At 39.9% G+C, this 17,726-nt stretch carries 11 protein-coding genes; 9 read left to right on the forward strand and 2 right to left on the reverse strand.

Annotated elements, in window-relative coordinates; genetic code table 11:
* Window positions 1-70: 70 nt before the first annotated feature.
* Window positions 71-3,079, reverse strand: coding sequence for a DNA polymerase III subunit alpha (locus U735_RS0107880; RefSeq protein ID WP_031443301.1), 3,009 nt, complete (start codon window positions 3,077-3,079; stop codon window positions 71-73).
* Between the two features lie 342 nt (window positions 3,080-3,421).
* On the reverse strand, window positions 3,422-6,127 hold the full coding sequence (locus U735_RS0107885; RefSeq protein WP_031443302.1) for a putative LPS assembly protein LptD: 2,706 nt from the start codon (window positions 6,125-6,127) through the stop codon (window positions 3,422-3,424).
* Window positions 6,128-6,256: 129 nt separating this feature from the next.
* On the opposite strand from U735_RS0107885, the gene U735_RS0107890 reads away from it, so the two are divergent.
* The 9 genes from U735_RS0107890 to U735_RS0107930 all read left to right on the forward strand — a co-directional run bounded on the left by U735_RS0107890 (window position 6,257) and on the right by U735_RS0107930 (window position 17,650).
* Entirely contained in the window at window positions 6,257-7,567 is a 1,311-nt protein-coding gene (locus U735_RS0107890) for an N-acetylmuramoyl-L-alanine amidase family protein (RefSeq protein WP_031443303.1), read from the forward strand.
* A 56-nt stretch (window positions 7,568-7,623) separates the two neighbouring features.
* Entirely contained in the window at window positions 7,624-8,580 is a 957-nt protein-coding gene (locus tag U735_RS0107895) for an MlaD family protein (RefSeq protein ID WP_031443304.1), read from the forward strand.
* 11 nt (window positions 8,581-8,591) lie between these two features.
* Window positions 8,592-9,917: a (Fe-S)-binding protein gene (locus U735_RS0107900; protein WP_031443305.1), complete on the forward strand. Its 1,326-nt coding sequence runs from the start codon at window positions 8,592-8,594 to the stop codon at window positions 9,915-9,917.
* 16 nt (window positions 9,918-9,933) lie between these two features.
* A complete protein-coding gene (locus U735_RS0107905; RefSeq protein WP_031443306.1) occupies window positions 9,934-10,725 on the forward strand; it encodes a (Fe-S)-binding protein in 792 nt (263 codons plus the stop codon).
* A 180-nt stretch (window positions 10,726-10,905) separates the two neighbouring features.
* Window positions 10,906-11,388, forward strand: coding sequence for an ABC transporter ATPase (locus tag U735_RS0107910; RefSeq protein ID WP_031443307.1), 483 nt, complete (start codon window positions 10,906-10,908; stop codon window positions 11,386-11,388).
* A 104-nt stretch (window positions 11,389-11,492) separates the two neighbouring features.
* A complete protein-coding gene (locus tag U735_RS0107915) occupies window positions 11,493-14,405 on the forward strand; it encodes a glycoside hydrolase family 3 N-terminal domain-containing protein (RefSeq protein ID WP_031443308.1) in 2,913 nt (970 codons plus the stop codon).
* Window positions 14,406-14,579: 174 nt separating this feature from the next.
* Entirely contained in the window at window positions 14,580-15,728 is a 1,149-nt protein-coding gene (bshA, locus tag U735_RS0107920; RefSeq protein WP_031443309.1) for an N-acetyl-alpha-D-glucosaminyl L-malate synthase BshA, read from the forward strand.
* Window positions 15,728-16,192, forward strand: coding sequence for a hypothetical protein (locus tag U735_RS0107925; RefSeq protein WP_031443310.1), 465 nt, complete (start codon window positions 15,728-15,730; stop codon window positions 16,190-16,192). The genes bshA and U735_RS0107925 overlap by 1 nt, the downstream gene beginning before the upstream one ends.
* Window positions 16,193-16,483: 291 nt before the next feature.
* The gene (locus tag U735_RS0107930; protein ID WP_031443311.1) at window positions 16,484-17,650 is read left to right on the forward strand and encodes an OmpA family protein; all 1,167 of its coding nucleotides are present in this window, start codon (window positions 16,484-16,486) and stop codon (window positions 17,648-17,650) included.
* Window positions 17,651-17,726: the final 76 nt, after the last annotated feature.

The following is a 17,726-nucleotide window of genomic DNA, read 5'->3' on the forward strand; positions in this document are numbered from 1 at the left end:
TAAATGGCCGGAAATAGATTCAATACCTAAGATTTTATGAACAATTCCAATCAGCCAAATGGGACCTGCTTTATGTATTATTGGAATTATTTCGCAATACACTTGTTTTCATGTCCGCATATCTTGGATCGGGAATATAATCCTGTTTTTGCATTTTTATGACCTCTATACTTAAGAAGCCAAATTCGCTCACCACTTTTCCATAAAAGCGATAGATACCTCTTCCCCTAAAGAAATATTTTGCAGCTACAGGTGGAAAAAGTACAGTGTCAAAAACCTCTCCGTGTTGATCCACCAAGGTGGCAAAATTCATCCGGGTGCCCTGATGGGTCCTTGTATTTTTTACGGTCACCAGATATCCGTAAATATCAATATTCTTGCCCAGATAAGATTCCAAGTCTCTTTTGCCATGTGTGTTGTTGGGAGGTTCCGCCAAAATATCGAACGGACTACAAAGGGTAAACCCCATAAGTTCCAATTGGGTAAAGGCCATTTCCAAATTGGTGGAGTATAATTTGGGGATTTCAAAATGTTGGTGATTGGCATTGAACAATTTAGGGTGGTCCAATTTGGTGTTTTTGGATAGGGATAGGTGAGCTTGCCATAAGAGTTCGTGCTTGTTTACTCCTGTAAATGCAAAGGCATCGATACGGATAAGGATACTCAATTGTTCTATGGATATAAAGACCCTATCCAGAAAATTTGTCAATGATAAAAATGAACCATTGGTTGTTCTTTCATTTATAATCTGATCTACCACCTTGCTTTCCAAATCCCTGAGGTACATAAACCCTAGGTACATTTCTTTCCCATAAATGCAGGTGGCCATAAAACTCTTGTTTATACAGGGAGAATGTATTTTGGCCCCTAGCATACGTACTTCATGGATATAGAATTCGGCACTATAGAAACCCCCTCCATTGTTTAACACGGCCACCATATATTCCAAAGGGTAATACGCTTTAAGGAATAGGGTCTGATAACTTTCAACCGCATAGGAGGCCGAATGGCCCTTGGCAAAGGCGTAGCCAGCGAAACTCGCGACCTGGTCCCATATTTCAAAAATAAGCTTATCGTCATAGCCTTTCTTTCTACAGTTGTCCACAAACTTATCCTTTACTTTTTGGAACTCTTCCCTAGAGCGAAACTTACCGCTCATACCTCGTCTTAGAACATCGGCCTCGCCAAGGGTGAGATCGGCAAAGTAGTGGGCCACCTTAATTACATCTTCCTGATATACCATTACGCCGTAGGTTTCTGGCATAATGGACAGCATAACGGGATGAGCCCTTTCCTTGGCGCGTTGTGGGTCTCGATGGCGTAATATGTATTCCCGCATCATACCACTTTTGGCCACTCCGGGGCGTATTATGGAACTGGCAGCTACCAATCCCAAATAATTGTCGACCTCCAGTTTCTTTAGCAACATCCGCATGGCTGGAGATTCAACATAAAAACAACCCATACATTGGGCGCTCTTTACCAAGTTGTTGATGATGGGGTCGTTTTTAAACTGGGCAACATCATGGATGTCTATACTGCTTATTTTCTCCGGTTGATTGTAGCTTATAATTTCCAAGGTCTCTTCAATTTTGGCCAGACCGCGTTGAGATAGGATATCAAACTTAAAAAGCCCAACATCCTCCGCTATCACCATGTCGAACTGTGTGGTAGGATAACCCTTGGGCGGTAGGTGGGTGGCAGAAAAATAATGAATGGGCTTTTCGGTTATAAGGATACCACCGGCATGGATACTTAAATAATTGGGCATTCCTTTAAGCAATTGACCGTATTTAAGGACCAACAAGGCAACCTTGTCCAATTCCGAAACATTGTATTTTTTATCGCATAGAACATCTATTTCCTCCTTGGGCAGTCCAAACACCTTGCCCAGTTCACGTACAACCCCTTTTTCCTGAAAGGTAACATAGGTGCCCAAGAGTGAAACGTTGGGGAATCGTTCAAAAATATATTGGGTCATGGCCTCGCGGTCCCTCCATGAAAAGTCTATGTCAAAATCGGGGGGATTTACACGGTATAGGTTAATAAATCGCTCAAAATACAAGTCCAATTCAATGGGGTCCACATCGGTAATGTGGAGCAAATAAGCCACTATACTGTTCGCTCCGCTTCCTCGGCCCACATAAAAGAAGCCCTGTTTTCTGGCATGGGAAACAATATCCCAATTAATGAGAAAGTAGGATACAAATCCCATTTTCTTTATCAAGTCCAATTCCTTTTGGAGGCGTTCCAGGATTACATGGCCAATTTCGGTATGTTTGTATCTTTCCGGTAGGCCTTTTTGGCACAATTCTTCCAAAAGAGCCTCATCTTTCTTTCTGTCCCCAAGGTAAGTAACAAGGTTTTGGGGCTTCCTGTTTTCTGAAAAATCAAAATAAATTTGGCAGGACTGCATTAATCGCTCGGTATTTTCCAAAATATATTGATATTCGGAAAAAGCGGTTAACAGATCCTCCATGGGAAGCATTTTCTCTTCAGGATCGGCTTCCTCGCTTTGGGACAATTTACTTAGGAGGATGTTGTTGTCAATGGCTCGAAGCAGACGGTGAGCGTTAAAATCGCGTTTATTCCGGAAAGTAACAGCTTGTTGTACTACCAATTTATCCTTAAAATCCATTATTTTGGAAAAGGGTAATCTTCTAAGATCCCTAATGGATATGCCTATAAATTCATGTTCCAAAAAAGTATCCTGTTTGTTGAGTAATACTTTTTCGAAGGGATATATTACGAAAGCATGGCTAAAAATAGGGGCTCGGGATTTAAATTTTTTGTCATGGTGCAGATGTTCGGACAAGAAATTGTTCAGCTCATGGTAGCCATGGTTATTTTTGGCCAGACCAATAAAGCACGGCTCTACCCCGTTTCTGAAGTCGATCCCCAGTATAGGTTTAATGCCTTTTTCCTGTGCTTTTCGCACAAAGTTTAATCCAGCCGATGTATTGTTGATGTCCGTTAGTGCCAAATGATCTACATGGTTCTTTTTAGCCAATTCCAGGAGTTCTACCTCGGATATGGTTCCAAAACGAAGGCTGTAATATGTATGGCAGTTTAGGTACATTTCTTGGCTTGGAATAAAAGGCACAGTACTGGCCAATTGCACAAGTGCTTAACTACGGCATCGATATAAACGCCCTACTATAAACCTGTTATAATATTTAGTCGGCATGCCTTATTGATTATATGGCAATGGGGCATTGTCAATAAATTTGAGTTTATGAAACCCTTTAATTCCTATTGTTAAAGATAAGATTAATTAACCCATCCTGCTGTCTGATGAGTGAATTTTAACTGCCCTTTCGACCTGAACAAATAGATATAATAAAGTTGAAGAATATAAGGGGAATACTTTTGGTTATTAATGGTAAAATAATAGGGTAAATTCCAATAGTCGTATTTTACGCTAGTTCCGTTTACTCCTGTTTTCCCACTTAAGATCCTGTAATATGGAGCTCTTTATTCCTATAAAGAAATACCAGCGTTTGTAGGTGCCAAAGGGTGTCCAGTTAAAGTTCATCCTAAAACTTTTAAGGTCCCTCTCAAACCGAAGTTGGGTTAGGGTGAATCCTTTGTTTTTGAAATCGTAACCGGAAGAACCTCCAATTTTCCATCTCGGGGAAAGTTGAATGTTTCCTGAAAACATTAAGGAGTGGCTGCCAATAGTGTTTTGTCTATTGGAATTGCTATAGTTTACGGCATATGCCAATCTTAGATCCCAGGGTAATTTTGTGCCATAAACTGGATTTTCCACGTCTTCGGAGTCCTTGTCCCTTTCGTCTTTCGGCCTATTTTCGTTAAAGTCATTGGCCCTTCCAAAAAGGTCGTCATCCCTACCTCCACTAGCTGCTACATAGTCATATTCATCCTTGTCATCTTCCTTCTTTTCGTCTTTCTTTTTTCCAAAAGTTTCACTGCTCAGGGAGTAACTAAGGTTGGCTCTTGCGGTTGTAAGCCTAAATAGGCTACCGCCATTATCCACATTGAAGGTGTTTATGCGGGTCCCATTATTATCAATGGCATAGGGGTCAAAACTGGCACCAAAGTTAATGGCCATTTTATTGTTGAGGATATTGGTTCCACCGCTAAGGTTCAAAGGACTTAGCTTCAAGGAATCTGCTTCAAAATTATATCCGGTAGAGAGATTGAGATTGCTTAAAAGCGATATTTTTTTCGGTTTAGTGGCCGTGGAATCTTTGTCGCGCACCTTTGCCTCAAATTGGTTGCCCAGGGAAAAACTCATGGAACTGGACTTGTTTAGGCCCGGAGCGCCGTTCAATGTACCTTCGAACCTGCTATATAGTTCCAATTCATCATCGGCGCCGATATAACTGTCATAATATTGATCGAAAGATGGAGTATAGCCATAGCTCACAGATGGTCTCATAACGTGCCTGATGGCCTGTATTTTTTTATCCTCCCCAAAGTTTACCAGACCATATAATGTGGTGCCAATACTGGCACTAAAATTATATGTACCAAAGCGGTCAAATCCATTAATGGTATCTGTAACCACTTCCCTTTTGGTATCCGGGTCATAGCCTCTCTCATAAGTTTCAATGGCCCAAACGTCTTCATAGGAACCACCTACACTTACACTAAAGTGTTTGGCTACTTTGAAATTGGTACTGAGGGGAATGGAGTTTCTGGCTCCAAAACGAGTATTTTCAAACATTCTACTGGTCAAGAAATCATCTTCCGTAGTAGAAATACTATTTCTTGCATTTAGGTTATATTGAAAGTTTACATTTTGAATGATCCCTTTTTTTATACCCTCGCGTGGAGCAAAAGGAAATATACGTTCCATACTGGCTTGTAAAGTGGGCAAGGTTACATCCACTACCCCGGTATTGGTATTTTGGTTATGCGTGGCCGTTAAACTTAGGTTTACGGACGGATATTCCGGAAACGTCTTTGAATAGGATATGGAGGATGATAAATTGTTTACCTGGGTATTTGGCAGGTTTTGTTGCAACAGGGAATTCCTGTAATAAGAACTACTCCCAAGGTTTACCGAGGCTTGAAACCTGGAATTAGGATTACTTTTGGCATCTTGCGCATGCGACACTTGGATATTGTATATGGTAGATCTACTGTAGTCACTAAATCCTTTTTGACTGGTGACCAAGTTTTCATATCTAAAATTTACATTCCCTCTATACTTATATCTTTTACTGTACACGGACTGGGTTCTAAATCCATAACTACCATTGGTATAGAGATCGCCCGTAAGGGTAAGATCCACATAATCGTTTATGGGAACATAATATCCACCGTTCTGTAAAAAATATCCCCTGTCAGGGTCGCTCCCAAAAGTTGGCATCATTACTCCTGCCGTTCTGCCAACGGTCAAGGGAAAATACGCAAAAGGTAGTGCCACAGGGGTGGGTACATCGGCTATATATAGGTTGCTAAACCCGGCAATTACCTTCTTTTGGGGTACAAATTTGGCCTTTTTTACACGGATATAATAATCTGGATTTACGGTGTCCTTGGATGTTGTTAACTTGCCCTCACTAAGGAAATAAACGGAATCGTTTTCTTTTTTGGTAATCTGGGCATAGACCTTCATTGCATCACTGCCCAATTGACCCAAACCGGCCTGTTGTTCCGTTCTGGAATTCCAAATAATCGCCTTTTGGGTGTCAAAGTTAAACCGTATGGAGTCTGGAATTACTTCATTTGTGCCCTGTTTAAAAAATGGTAATTGCGTATAATTCCCTAAAGAATCCTTTAAACGGCCTGCATAGACTTCATTTTTTACGTAGTCCATTATAATGATTCCAGCCTTTAATTCCGTGTCCTGGTAATAGAGTTCGGCTTCGTTATAAAGATATATTTTTTGATCCTTTTGACTCATTTTTACATAATCCTTGGCCTTGTATTTTATTTTGTCCAGGAGAAGCGGTTTTTTACCGTTCAAAGAGTCTACTTTTGTAGTATCAGTTACAAGGGTATCCTGTAATTTGGGATCTGGTAAAAGGGGAGCTTTAATGGTATCTCTAAAGGCAACAATGGGCAGGGGCTTAATTTGATCTTCTTGGGCAGATGCAGTAAACGCACCATATAATAGGAGCAATACGAAAAGTACATGATGTTTATTTGATTGCAAAGCTATATATCCTATTTTTGTAACGGTTTAGCTACATTTTGGGTTCAAACTTACATATATTTTTTGTTCCGCTTGTAGGGTATTGCGATAAATTTAACCTAATTAAAAGATCAAATTATCTCTAGTTATATGAATATGAAACGGTTTTATATTATTCCATTTATAATTTTAACATATTTCCTGACTTCTTTCAGCAAAGATATGGAGACCGATGACAATGACGGAAAATTTGTCGTTGTTTTGGATGCGGGGCATGGAGGGCATGATCCTGGCAATTTGGGGAACGGATATTTGGAAAAAAATATAGCCTTAAAGATAGTTCTGAAAGTAGGGGAGATTTTGGAAAGGAATCCGAATATCAAGGTCATATATACGCGTAAGGACGATACCTTTGTGGATTTGTACCGTAGGGGTGAAATTGCCAACAAGGCCAATGCGGATTTGTTTGTTTCTGTCCATTGTGATTCGCATAGTTCCGATGCGCACGGTGCGGGAACCTTTGTATTGGGATTGCACGCCAATAAACAAAACTTTGAAATAGCAAAGAAGGAAAACTCGGTAATATATCTGGAGGATAATTATGAAAGTAGATATGCGGCCTATGATATTAATTCTCCGGAATCCATTATTGGTCTTACCATTATGCAAGAAGAGTTTCTGGATCAAAGCATCAATCTTGCAAAACTGATGCAGGATAATTTTGCAAACAAGTTGAAAAGAACCGATAGAAAAGTGAAGCAAGCAGGCTTTATTGTGCTTCACCAGACCTTTATGCCCAGCGTATTGGTAGAAACCGGCTTTTTAACGAATAGGGATGAAGGCGCCTATTTAAATTCTTCAAAAGGACATAACGAAATGGGCAAGGCTATAGCCGATGCCATTTTAGCCTACCAGGGCGAGATGATATCTGGGACAGATCAGATTGCTATGAACAATACCCCTGTTTCCCAGGAACCAAAGAAGGAGGAGGTTAAGAAAGCGGCAGAAAAAGCAGTGTCCAATACAGGAGAAAAGAAATCTGAACAACTCGTCCTAGAGCAAAAACCGGTCAAGAATATACCCAAAACAGTACTAGTGGTAAAGAATGAAACGGATAATACCACCAAAGAAATAGTAAAAGAGCCTATTAAGAAGGAAGAGCCGAAGGTAGTTGAAAAGGCGCCTAAGAAATCTGAAAACATTATTTTTAAGGTACAAATTTTTGCCAGCTCAAAAAATATTCCATTGCACTCGGAGAACTTTAAAGGCTTAAATACCTTGTCCAAAGAGCCTTACAATAATTTGTACCGCTATATGTACGGCAATACTGATTCCCATTTCCAGGCCACACTTTTAAAGAGCAACGCCGATGCAAAAGGGTATACTACTTCTTATATAGTAGCCTATAAAGATGGGGTTCGTATTTCTGAAACGGAAGCGCTTAAATACGTTTCCGAATAATAGTCACTCTTCTAAAAATTATTTCTAATTTTGTTAGGAACTGAAAATAAAAGCTTTTGAAAATATCTAGGGAAATAAAAACGGGTATTATAGTCTTGGGGGGTATCCTTTTGTTCATACTTGGTTTTAGTTATTTAAAATCTACACCTCTTTTCGATAATAGCAAGACTTTCTATGCGGTATATCACCATGTGGGAGGATTACAATCCGGGACGCAGGTTACTATCAATGGTTTCACCGTTGGGAAGGTAAATGATATTAAATTCAATGATGCCTCTGGGAATCTTTTGGTAACCTTTACAGTAGACAACGGCTTCTCTTTTTCCAAAAATAGTAATGCGGAATTATATGATACTGGAATTATAGGAGGAAAGGGAATACAGATAAAGCCTGTTTTTGATGATGCCGTTATGGCCAAATCAGGAGACACCTTACCTTCGAGTACCAGACCGGGGCTTACGGAATTGGTACAACAACGCTTGACTCCACTGCAAATGAAAGTGGAAGGCGCGGTAACCAATGCGGATTCCCTACTGATGAATGTTAATGATATTTTGGATATAAAAACTAAAAAGGACTTAAGGGAAAGTATTGCAGGATTGAACCAATTGGTGAAAAGTTTTCAGGGCAGCGCTAATTCCCTAAACCAAATTCTAACGGATAACAAGGATGACCTTGACAAATCCATTAGTAATTTGGGTGTCATTACAGATAATTTTAACAAGCTTTCAGACACGTTGGCCAATGCCGGTTTGGGTGAGACCATAAAAAAATTACAGTTCACTATGGGCAACATTAACGATATGATGGCCAAAATTGAAGGAGGTGAAGGTTCTTTGGGAAAATTGGTTAACGACAAAGCACTTTATAACAATCTAGCAGACGCCTCAAGGGAACTGGATTTACTTTTACAGGATTTTCGCCTAAATCCAAAACGGTATGTAAATGTTTCCGTATTTGGTAAAAAGCAAATAGATTATGCCATTCCTGAAGAAGACCCGGCCGAAAAATAGAGAATCACAATATGGATTATATTCCTAATATTATTTTTGCAATTGTACTTTTTGCGGGAATTGGATTTTTTGCAAAAAATATTAAAAAGCTCTCCCGAAATATAAAATTGGGCAAAGCGGTAGACACCAGTGATAATAAATCCCAACGGTGGAACAACATGTTCAGGATTGCACTGGGACAGACCAAAATGGTAGTACGTCCTATTCCAGGGATTCTTCATATCATTGTCTATCTAGGTTTTATCATTATTAATCTGGAGGTGCTGGAGATTATTATAGATGGTCTTTTTGGTACCCATAGGATATTTGCCTTTTTAGGTGGATTTTACAGTTTTCTAATAGGATCGTTTGAAATTCTTGCCTTGTTGGTAATTATAGCAGTGGTTGTTTTTTGGATTCGCAGAAACCTTATTAAGTTGAAGAGATTCCTGAATCCCGAGATGAGCGGGTGGCCAAAAAAAGATGGAAATTTAATTCTGTATATAGAATTGGTCCTGATGGTACTTTTTCTGACCATGAATGCCTCTGATTATCAATTGCAGCAAATGGACGTGGCACATTATACCAAGGCAGGGGCTTTTCCTGTGAGCCAGTTTATTGCCCCCTTATTTCAAGAAATGTCTGTATCCTCCATCATTTTGATAGAAAGATCGGCATGGTGGTTACATATTGTTGGTATTCTAATGTTCCTGAATTATTTATATTATTCCAAGCACTTACATATTTTGTTGGCATTTCCAAATACCTATTTTGGAAGGCTTAAACCTAAGGGCCAGTTCGATAATTTAGAGGCGGTGACCAAGGAAGTGAGGTTAATGATGGATCCAAGTGCTGATCCCTTCGCTGCCCCTGATGAGAATGCACCTGTGCCAGAAAAATTTGGAGCTTCAGATGTCATGGATCTTAAATGGGTACAACTGCTTAACGCCTACACCTGTACTGAATGTGGGCGATGTACCAGTGAATGTCCGGCCAACCAAACGGGTAAGAAATTATCCCCACGGAAGATTATGATGGACACAAGGGATAGGTTGGAAGAAGTTGGCAAGAATATTGATGCCAATAAGGGAGAGTTCGTTGCAGATGGTAAACAGTTATTGGGAGACTATATAACACATGAGGAGCTTTGGGCATGTACCTCGTGTAATGCTTGTGTAGAGGCCTGCCCTGTTAGTATTGATCCTTTGTCCATAATAATGGATATGCGCCAATATTTGGTCATGGAACAATCCGCTGCGCCATCGGATTTAAATAATATGATGGGAAATATTGAAAATAATGGGGCTCCTTGGCCATTCAATCAAATGGATAGGCTTAACTGGTCCAAGGAATCATAAAGAAATTACCGTTATCATGGAAAATGAATTGAAAGTACCCACAATGGCAGAACTTTTTGCAGCAGGCCAGCAACCGGAAGTATTGTTTTGGGTGGGCTGCGCTGGAAGTTTTGATGATCGGGCAAAAAAAATAACGAAGGCTTTTGTAAAGATTTTGAACAAGGCAAATGTTAGCTTTGCCGTATTGGGTACCGAAGAGAGCTGTACGGGAGATCCCGCAAAAAGAGCGGGAAATGAATTTTTGTTTCAAATGCAGGCAGTGACCAACATAGAGGTATTAAACGCCTATGAGGTAAAGAAAGTGGTTACGGCTTGTCCTCATTGTTTTAATACCCTTAAAAATGAATATCCTGGCCTTGGCGGTAATTATGAGGTGGTTCATCATACCCAATTTCTAAAACAATTGTTGGATGAAGGCTGTATCAGTATGGAAGGTGGTCAGTTTAAAGGTAAAAGAATTACTTTTCACGACCCATGTTATTTGGGTAGGGCCAACAATGTGTATGAAGCACCACGCGATTTGATACGCAAGTTGGATGCCGAACTGGTGGAAATGAAGAATTGTAAAAAACGTGGATTGTGTTGTGGTGCTGGAGGGGCCCAAATGTTCAAAGAACCGGAAAAAGGTAATAAGGATGTTAACATTGAACGTACAGAACAGGCCTTGGAAACCAAACCCGAAATAATAGCCGCCGGTTGTCCATTTTGCAACACCATGTTGACCGATGGGGTAAAAAATAAGGAAAAAGAGTCCTCCGTGGCGGTAATGGATATTGCCGAGTTGATCGCCAGTGCAGAGGATTTGTAAATATGGCGAAAAAATAAACATGATATCCTAGGGCTACTTTGAATAGCTATGGAGGAAATCAACATAATAGCAAATAACCATACTTTAGATTAGACAGACCAAGATCAAGACCAGGTAGAATAGAACCGAACGATATATTAAATAGAAAAATCGTTTGGGTGAACATTAAAAATTTAATAAATGCTCGTAGAATTTAACACATTACCGGATGAATCTAGAGTTTGGATCTTTCAAGCTAGCAGAAGTTTTTCTGAAGAGGAATTACAGCAGTTGAGGAAAGAATTGGATGCCTTTATAGCGGATTGGACTGCTCATGGTAGCGATTTGCGCGCCGGCTATGAAATTAGGTATAATAGATTTATCATCCTAGCCTTGGATCAGACCCTTAACGCTGCCAGTGGATGCTCTATAGATGCTTCTGTACGCTTTATTCAGCAGATGGAGCAAAAATACAAGGAGGAATTGTTGGACAAAATGAATGTTTCTTATAAACAGGGCGATTTTGTAGCTTACAAATCCTTGGTCGACTTCAAGAAAATGGCCAAGCAAAAAGCTGTTTCCAAAAACACCATTGTCTTTAATAATTTGGTTACCAATAAGCACGAATATCAGAATCATTGGGAGGTGCCGGCAGAAGAGAGTTGGCATGGTCGTTTTATGTAAGCTTAATCGGATTAAAAGACAGCTAAACTATAGGTTTGTGTTCTTTTTCGGATAAGTACAATAATTCAAATAATTCTTAGTTACCATCAAAGATGGATTTTTTTATGCGCATTAATTACCTCGTATTACTATTTATAATTTCAATATACACTGTTCAAGGTCAAATAAACCCTTTGGTTACCAAGGATACTTTGGTTCAACGCAATTGGGTAGAGACGACATATAGTCAAATGTCCCTCGATGAAAGGTTGGGACAGTTGTTTATGGTTATGGTTACTTCGGATCAGGATAAGGCCAGTACAGAAAAAACAAAAAGGTTGATCAAGGACCATCATATTGGCGGTGTCATTTTTTCTACAGGGGGTCCGGTACGTCAGGCAAAATTGACCAACGATTTTCAAAGGAATTCGAAAGTTCCCCTAATGATAGGCATGGATGCCGAATGGGGTCTGGCAATGAGATTGGATTCTACCTATGCCTTTCCATGGAATATGACCTTGGGGGCAATTAAGGATAATGCCATTGTGGAAAAAGTTGGGAATAGGATAGGTAAACACGCCAAAAGATTGGGCGTGCACATTAATTTTGCCCCTGACATTGATATCAATATTAATCCGCAGAATCCAATAATTGGGAATCGTTCTTTTGGTGAGGACCGTGAGAATGTAGCCCAAAAAGGGATTGCCTATATGAAAGGTATGGAAAACGCCGGAGTTTTATCAAGTGGGAAGCATTTTCCAGGACATGGGGATACCGCTGTGGATTCGCACAAAGCTTTACCGGTAATCGATTTTACAAGGGAACGTTTGGACAGTATTGAGCTATATCCTTATCGGAAGTTGATCAAGGAGGGCCTCAGCAGTGTTATGGTGGCCCATTTAAGTGTACCTAGCTTGGAAATCAAAGAAGGCTATCCATCGTCCTTATCCGAACAGATTATTGGAGATGTTTTGCAGGAACAGCTTAACTTCAAAGGATTGGTATTCACCGATGCACTAAATATGAAGGGAGTATCCAATTTTGCCAAGGAAGGCGAGGTAGAACTTTCCGCGTTTTTGGCAGGGAACGATATTCTATTAATGCCTTTAGATGTTGCCAAGGCGAAATCCAAACTTTTGGAAGCCTATAATAAAGGTAGGATTACGGAAAATAGACTGGCTACTTCCGTAAAGAAGATTTTGATGGCAAAGTATAAGGTGGGACTTAATGACTATAAACCTATAGACACCAATAATCTTTATGAAGATTTAAATTCATTGGACGATGATGTACTTTATGAGGAGGCTATCGAGAACGCCATTACCGTGGTTAAAAACGATTTTTCTTTGATGGCGATCAAGAAGTTGGAAAATAAGAAAATTGCCTATGTAAAATTCGGGGATGCAGATAGTGATCCCTTTCTCAAAGAATTGAACAAATACGCTACAGTAACACAGATTAACGGTAAGGATATAACCACCTTAAAACAGAAGTTAAGTGATTATAATTTGGTGATCATTGGCCTGCACAAGAGCAATGAGAGTCCATGGAAAGCCTATAAGTTCACTAAAAATGAACTTTCCTGGTTGGGGGAAATAGCGAGGGAGCGCACCTCCAATCTTATTCTGGCCGTATTTGCAAAGCCCTACGCTCTTTTGGATGTGACGTCTTTCGAAAGTATCGACGCGGTGATCGTGGGATATCAAAATAGTGAAATAGCCCAGGAAAAAACGGCGCAGGTAATTTTTGGGGCCCTTCCTGCAAAAGGGGTTTTACCCGTTACTTCCCATCCCGATTTTCCTGTCAATACAACTATTCCATTGGAATCTTTGATGCGTTTGGGATATAGTTTTCCGGAGAGGGTTGGTATAAGTTCCAGTAAATTGGCAAGGGTAGATCAAATGGTCAAAAATGGAATAGACTCCTTGATGTTTCCAGGAGCACAGATTGTTGTAGCGAGGAAGGGAAAGGTAATTTACAATAAGGGGTTTGGAAAGCCAACATATGATTCTGACGAAAAAATAACACCGGACCATATTTATGATTTGGCATCCATAACCAAGATTTTGGCAACCCTGCCCATGGTCATGAAGATGGAGGAGGAGGGGAAAATTGCCTTGGACAATACCTTCGAGGAACTTATACCGGCCTATTCCAATTCCGACCTAAAAAATGTCACTGTCCTAAAGGCGCTATCGCACTACGGTCGGTTGCCCGCTTGGATCGCTTTTTATATCGATACTTTGGATGACAAACGAAAACCTTCCAGCGAATTTTACAGACAGCAACCAACCAGCGGTTATTCTTTTAAGGTGGCGGATCAATTGTACATAAAGGATGTGTATAAGGATTCTATATATAACAGGATTGGGAGACAACATCTAAAATCCAACAGGTATCGCTATAGTGACATAGCCTATTATGTGATGAAAAAGTATATTGAGGATACCTATAAGGAGCGGTTGGATGGTTTGGCAGAAGAGTTTTTGTATAAGCCAATAGGCGCTACACGTACCGGTTTTAATCCTCTGGATAGATTTCTAAAGGGGGATATTGTTCCTTCGGAGGAGGATAATTATTATAGATACCAGACGGTACAAGGGTATGTGCATGATATGGGGGCAGCTATGCAGGGCGGAGTAGGGGGGCATGCCGGACTTTTTAGCAATGCGAATGATGTTGCCAAGATTATGCAGATGTATCTTCAAAATGGTTTTTATGGGGGACAACAGTTTTTGGAGGCCAGAACGATCAAGAAGTTCAATACCTGCTATTTTTGTGATAGAAATGTAAGGCGTGGTATTGGTTTCGATAAACCAGAACCACATGGGGGTGGCCCCGCCTGCAGTTTAGTTTCAAGGAAAAGTTTCGGACATAGTGGTTTTACCGGTACTTATACCTGGGCCGATCCCGAAAAGGATTTGGTATATGTTTTTTTGTCCAACCGTACCTACCCCTCAGCTTCAAATACACTATTGGTTAAATCTGGGTTAAGAACACGGATTCAGAAGGCCATTTATGAAGCGATTATAAATTAAATCTTTACTTTGTATAAATATAAACTGAGGTTTATAGGAGGAAATTATCATTTTGTTTTAGTATTCTGAAATTTTATCCATATTCGTCCGACTAAGGTTTTTTAGGCCAATAGCTGAGGGATCCTTGAGGCATGCCAAGTCATACAACCTCTAAAATGAATTAAAAATAAACAGATGAAAATAGCAATAGTATGTTATCCCACTTTTGGAGGTAGCGGGGTAGTGGCAACAGAATTGGGAATTGCCCTGGCAAATAGAGGGCATGAAGTCCATTTCATTACTTACCGCCAACCAGTGCGTTTGGAGTTGCTGAGCAATAAGATTTACTTTCATGAGGTACACGTACCTGAGTACCCCTTGTTCCATTACCAACCGTATGAATTGGCTCTTTCCAGTAAGCTGGTAGATACTATTAAGTTGTTTGGCATTGAGTTATTGCATGTGCATTATGCCATTCCGCACGCCTATGCCGGGTATATGGCCAAGAAGATGTTGGAGGAGGAGGGAATTTATATCCCTATGGTTACCACCTTGCACGGTACGGATATAACCTTGGTTGGCAAACATCCGTTTTATAGGCCAGCAGTCAATTTTAGTATAAATCAGTCCGATGTGGTTACCTCGGTTTCCCAAAACCTCAAGGAGAGTACGCTGGAATTGTTCGATATAAAAAATGAAATAGAGGTTGTCCCGAATTTTATAGATAAAAGGAAATACAGCATGCACTTCACAGACTGTCAGCGATCCCTGATGGCCTCGGAAGATGAAAAAATTATAACCCACATCAGTAATTTTAGAAAGGTAAAGCGCATTCCTGACGTGATACATATTTTTAATAAGATTCAAAAACAAATACCCGCCAAGTTGATCATGGTGGGGGAGGGGCCTGAAAAAGAAGGTGCCGAACGTTTGTGCGAGGAGCTTGGGATTGCCAGTAAGGTAATCTTTTTGGGTAATAGTAATGAAATTGATAGGATTTTATGTTTTTCGGATCTCTTCCTTTTGCCGTCGCAGACTGAAAGTTTTGGACTGGCCGCTTTGGAGGCAATGATCAATAGGGTAGCCATAATTTCAAGTAATACAGGGGGAATACCGGAAGTTAACCGTCAAGGCATCACTGGCTATTTAAGCGATGTAGGCAATGTAGAGGAGATGGCCGAAAATGCACTCAAGATATTGAGCGACGACCAAACTTTAGAGAAGTTCAAGAACAATGCGGCCAAAGCCGCTATGGATTTTGATATCTTGAAAGTGCTACCATTGTACGAGGCAATATATGAAAAGGCCTTATTGGCGAGACACGAAAGTTTACAGCAAAATTAATGCGATTATTAATATTACTTATATGCCTTTTGGGAATTTCCTGTTCTGGGCAAAAAGGGGCGTCCAAGGATAAGGCAGATAGTACCATTCAAAATTCAAAGTACCTGCAACTGGTTTTAAAGGATAATTATAGTGGGGTTGAAGAATCGGAATTTCAAGTTGTAAGGGACCCAAAGGCATTAAGGAATTTTTTTATTCAAATAAACAAGACCAGAAAGCCAGGTCTTTCAATTCCAGAGGTGGATTTTAGCAAGGAACTACTCTTAATATATTGTGCAGGTACTACTAGGGGTGTCGGCGGATCGGAGTTGCTTCTTATTAAAAATTCCCAGGATAGTATTGTATTTGGTCCAAAAGAGCGGACACCTTCCAAGAAGGAATTCACCGAGGTAACTACCACTCCCTTTAGCATTTATAAAATGCCCCTTACCCCTAAAGAAATCGGTTTCCACAAATCAGACTAAGGTTCATCAACCTTTGTTCTCCATTAAAAACGAGACTTCAATATATTTTAAACTCCTCTTAATTATCTTAGGGACATAGAAATTCCATTAGGTAATATATTAGGCCCATTCTGTCGGTTAAAATACCGTTTTCTTGGATGAAAAAATATTGGGATTTCGAAATCGTAATTACAGGTTTTGTAGGAAACCGCTTAACGATTTTTAAGGCTTTTTGTAGAATTTAAATGGTCTCCATTTAACATTGCCATAGCTTTGGACAAAGATTATAAAGAATCCCAAAATTACATTGTTATGAAAACCTACGCGCTTGGTATTGCTATTTTTTGTGCTCTCTCATTTAATTGTATTAGTGGCCAAGAACTACAATTGAATTCCAAAGACAGTATTGTGTCCAGTTCATGGATGATTGGCTTGGGTTATAATTTTGTGGATGATTCGGGGGATATGATTAAAGAATTATTCGATTTCAAAGATCAATGGAATGCAGTTGCTTTTCCGTCCCGTCTAAGTTTGGGTAGATATTTTAAAAATGGTTTGGGGGTCGAGGCCATTGGGACGTACAATAAATATAAAGTTGGCAAACTAATAGATGGCAGCATTAACTCAACTGAAATGGACTATTTTGGTTTAGACGCCAGATTAAGTTATGATCTAAATAAGTTAATAGGTGAAACTAGTTGGTTTGATCCTTATGTAGGGGTAGGGATTGGTTATTCCGAAGCAAGTAATGAAGGAAGAGGAACTTATAACGCAGTGGTGGGTTTCAGGACATGGATTTCCGATAGATTTGGTTTAGATTTCAGTTCCTCGGGTAAGTGGACCATGGACAATTCTTTAACCAATCATTTGCAACATTCTGCTTCATTAATGTATCGCTTTGACATTGAAAAGGGTTTAAGTAAAAAAGGACTTGAAAAGCTTGCCTTAATCCAGGAAAACCAAAGAGTTTCCGATTCCATTGCTGCTGCTAAAAAGGCCGAAGAAGAGGCCAGACTTATGGCCGAGCGTTTGGCCCAAGAGAAAGAAAAAGCAAGATTGGCTGCAGAAGAGCAGGCTAGAAAAGATGCAGAGAACAAGAGAAGGACAGATTTGGAGAATAAAATCAAAGATCTGGGCAATGTATACTTCAGTCTCAACTCTTCGAACCTTAGCAAGGAATACAAGGAATTGTTGGACAAGTTGGCCATGTTAATGGAAGAAAATCCAGCATTGACCTTAAAAGTCGGATCACATGCCGATTCCAGAGGAGCGGAGAAATACAACCAATGGCTATCTGAAAAGAGGGTAAAACAGACCTTGGATTATTTGATCGGTCAGAAGGGAATAGATGCTTCAAGGTTAACTGGTGATGGATATGGAGAAACCCAATTAACGAACGAATGTGACAATAACACCTACTGTCCTGAATCCAAACATAAACTGAATAGAAGATCTGAGTTTGAGATTGTTGAGTTTTAAATATAAAGTAAACATAAAAAGGTCTAAAGGGAGTCCTCCACTTAGACCTTTTTTTTAGTATACTAGTCAGGGAATT

The sequence above is a fragment of the Arenibacter algicola genome (assembly GCF_000733925.1).
Classification (GTDB): domain Bacteria; phylum Bacteroidota; class Bacteroidia; order Flavobacteriales; family Flavobacteriaceae; genus Arenibacter; species Arenibacter algicola.

What these genes read in the sequence shown, in the direction of transcription:
- U735_RS0107905 (WP_031443306.1), top strand. Translation starts at nt 9,934, where the DNA reads ATGGAAAATGAATTGAAAGTACCCACAATGGCAGAACTTTTTGCAGCA.
- bshA (WP_031443309.1), top strand. Translation starts at nt 14,580, where the DNA reads ATGAAAATAGCAATAGTATGTTATCCCACTTTTGGAGGTAGCGGGGTA.
- U735_RS0107900 (WP_031443305.1), top strand. Translation starts at nt 8,592, where the DNA reads ATGGATTATATTCCTAATATTATTTTTGCAATTGTACTTTTTGCGGGA.
- U735_RS0107915 (WP_031443308.1), top strand. Translation starts at nt 11,493, where the DNA reads ATGCGCATTAATTACCTCGTATTACTATTTATAATTTCAATATACACT.
- U735_RS0107930 (WP_031443311.1), top strand. Translation starts at nt 16,484, where the DNA reads ATGAAAACCTACGCGCTTGGTATTGCTATTTTTTGTGCTCTCTCATTT.
- U735_RS0107910 (WP_031443307.1), top strand. Translation starts at nt 10,906, where the DNA reads ATGCTCGTAGAATTTAACACATTACCGGATGAATCTAGAGTTTGGATC.
- U735_RS0107880 (WP_031443301.1), bottom strand. Translation starts at nt 3,079, where the DNA reads ATGTACCTAAACTGCCATACATATTACAGCCTTCGTTTTGGAACCATA.
- U735_RS0107925 (WP_031443310.1), top strand. Translation starts at nt 15,728, where the DNA reads ATGCGATTATTAATATTACTTATATGCCTTTTGGGAATTTCCTGTTCT.
- U735_RS0107890 (WP_031443303.1), top strand. Translation starts at nt 6,257, where the DNA reads ATGAATATGAAACGGTTTTATATTATTCCATTTATAATTTTAACATAT.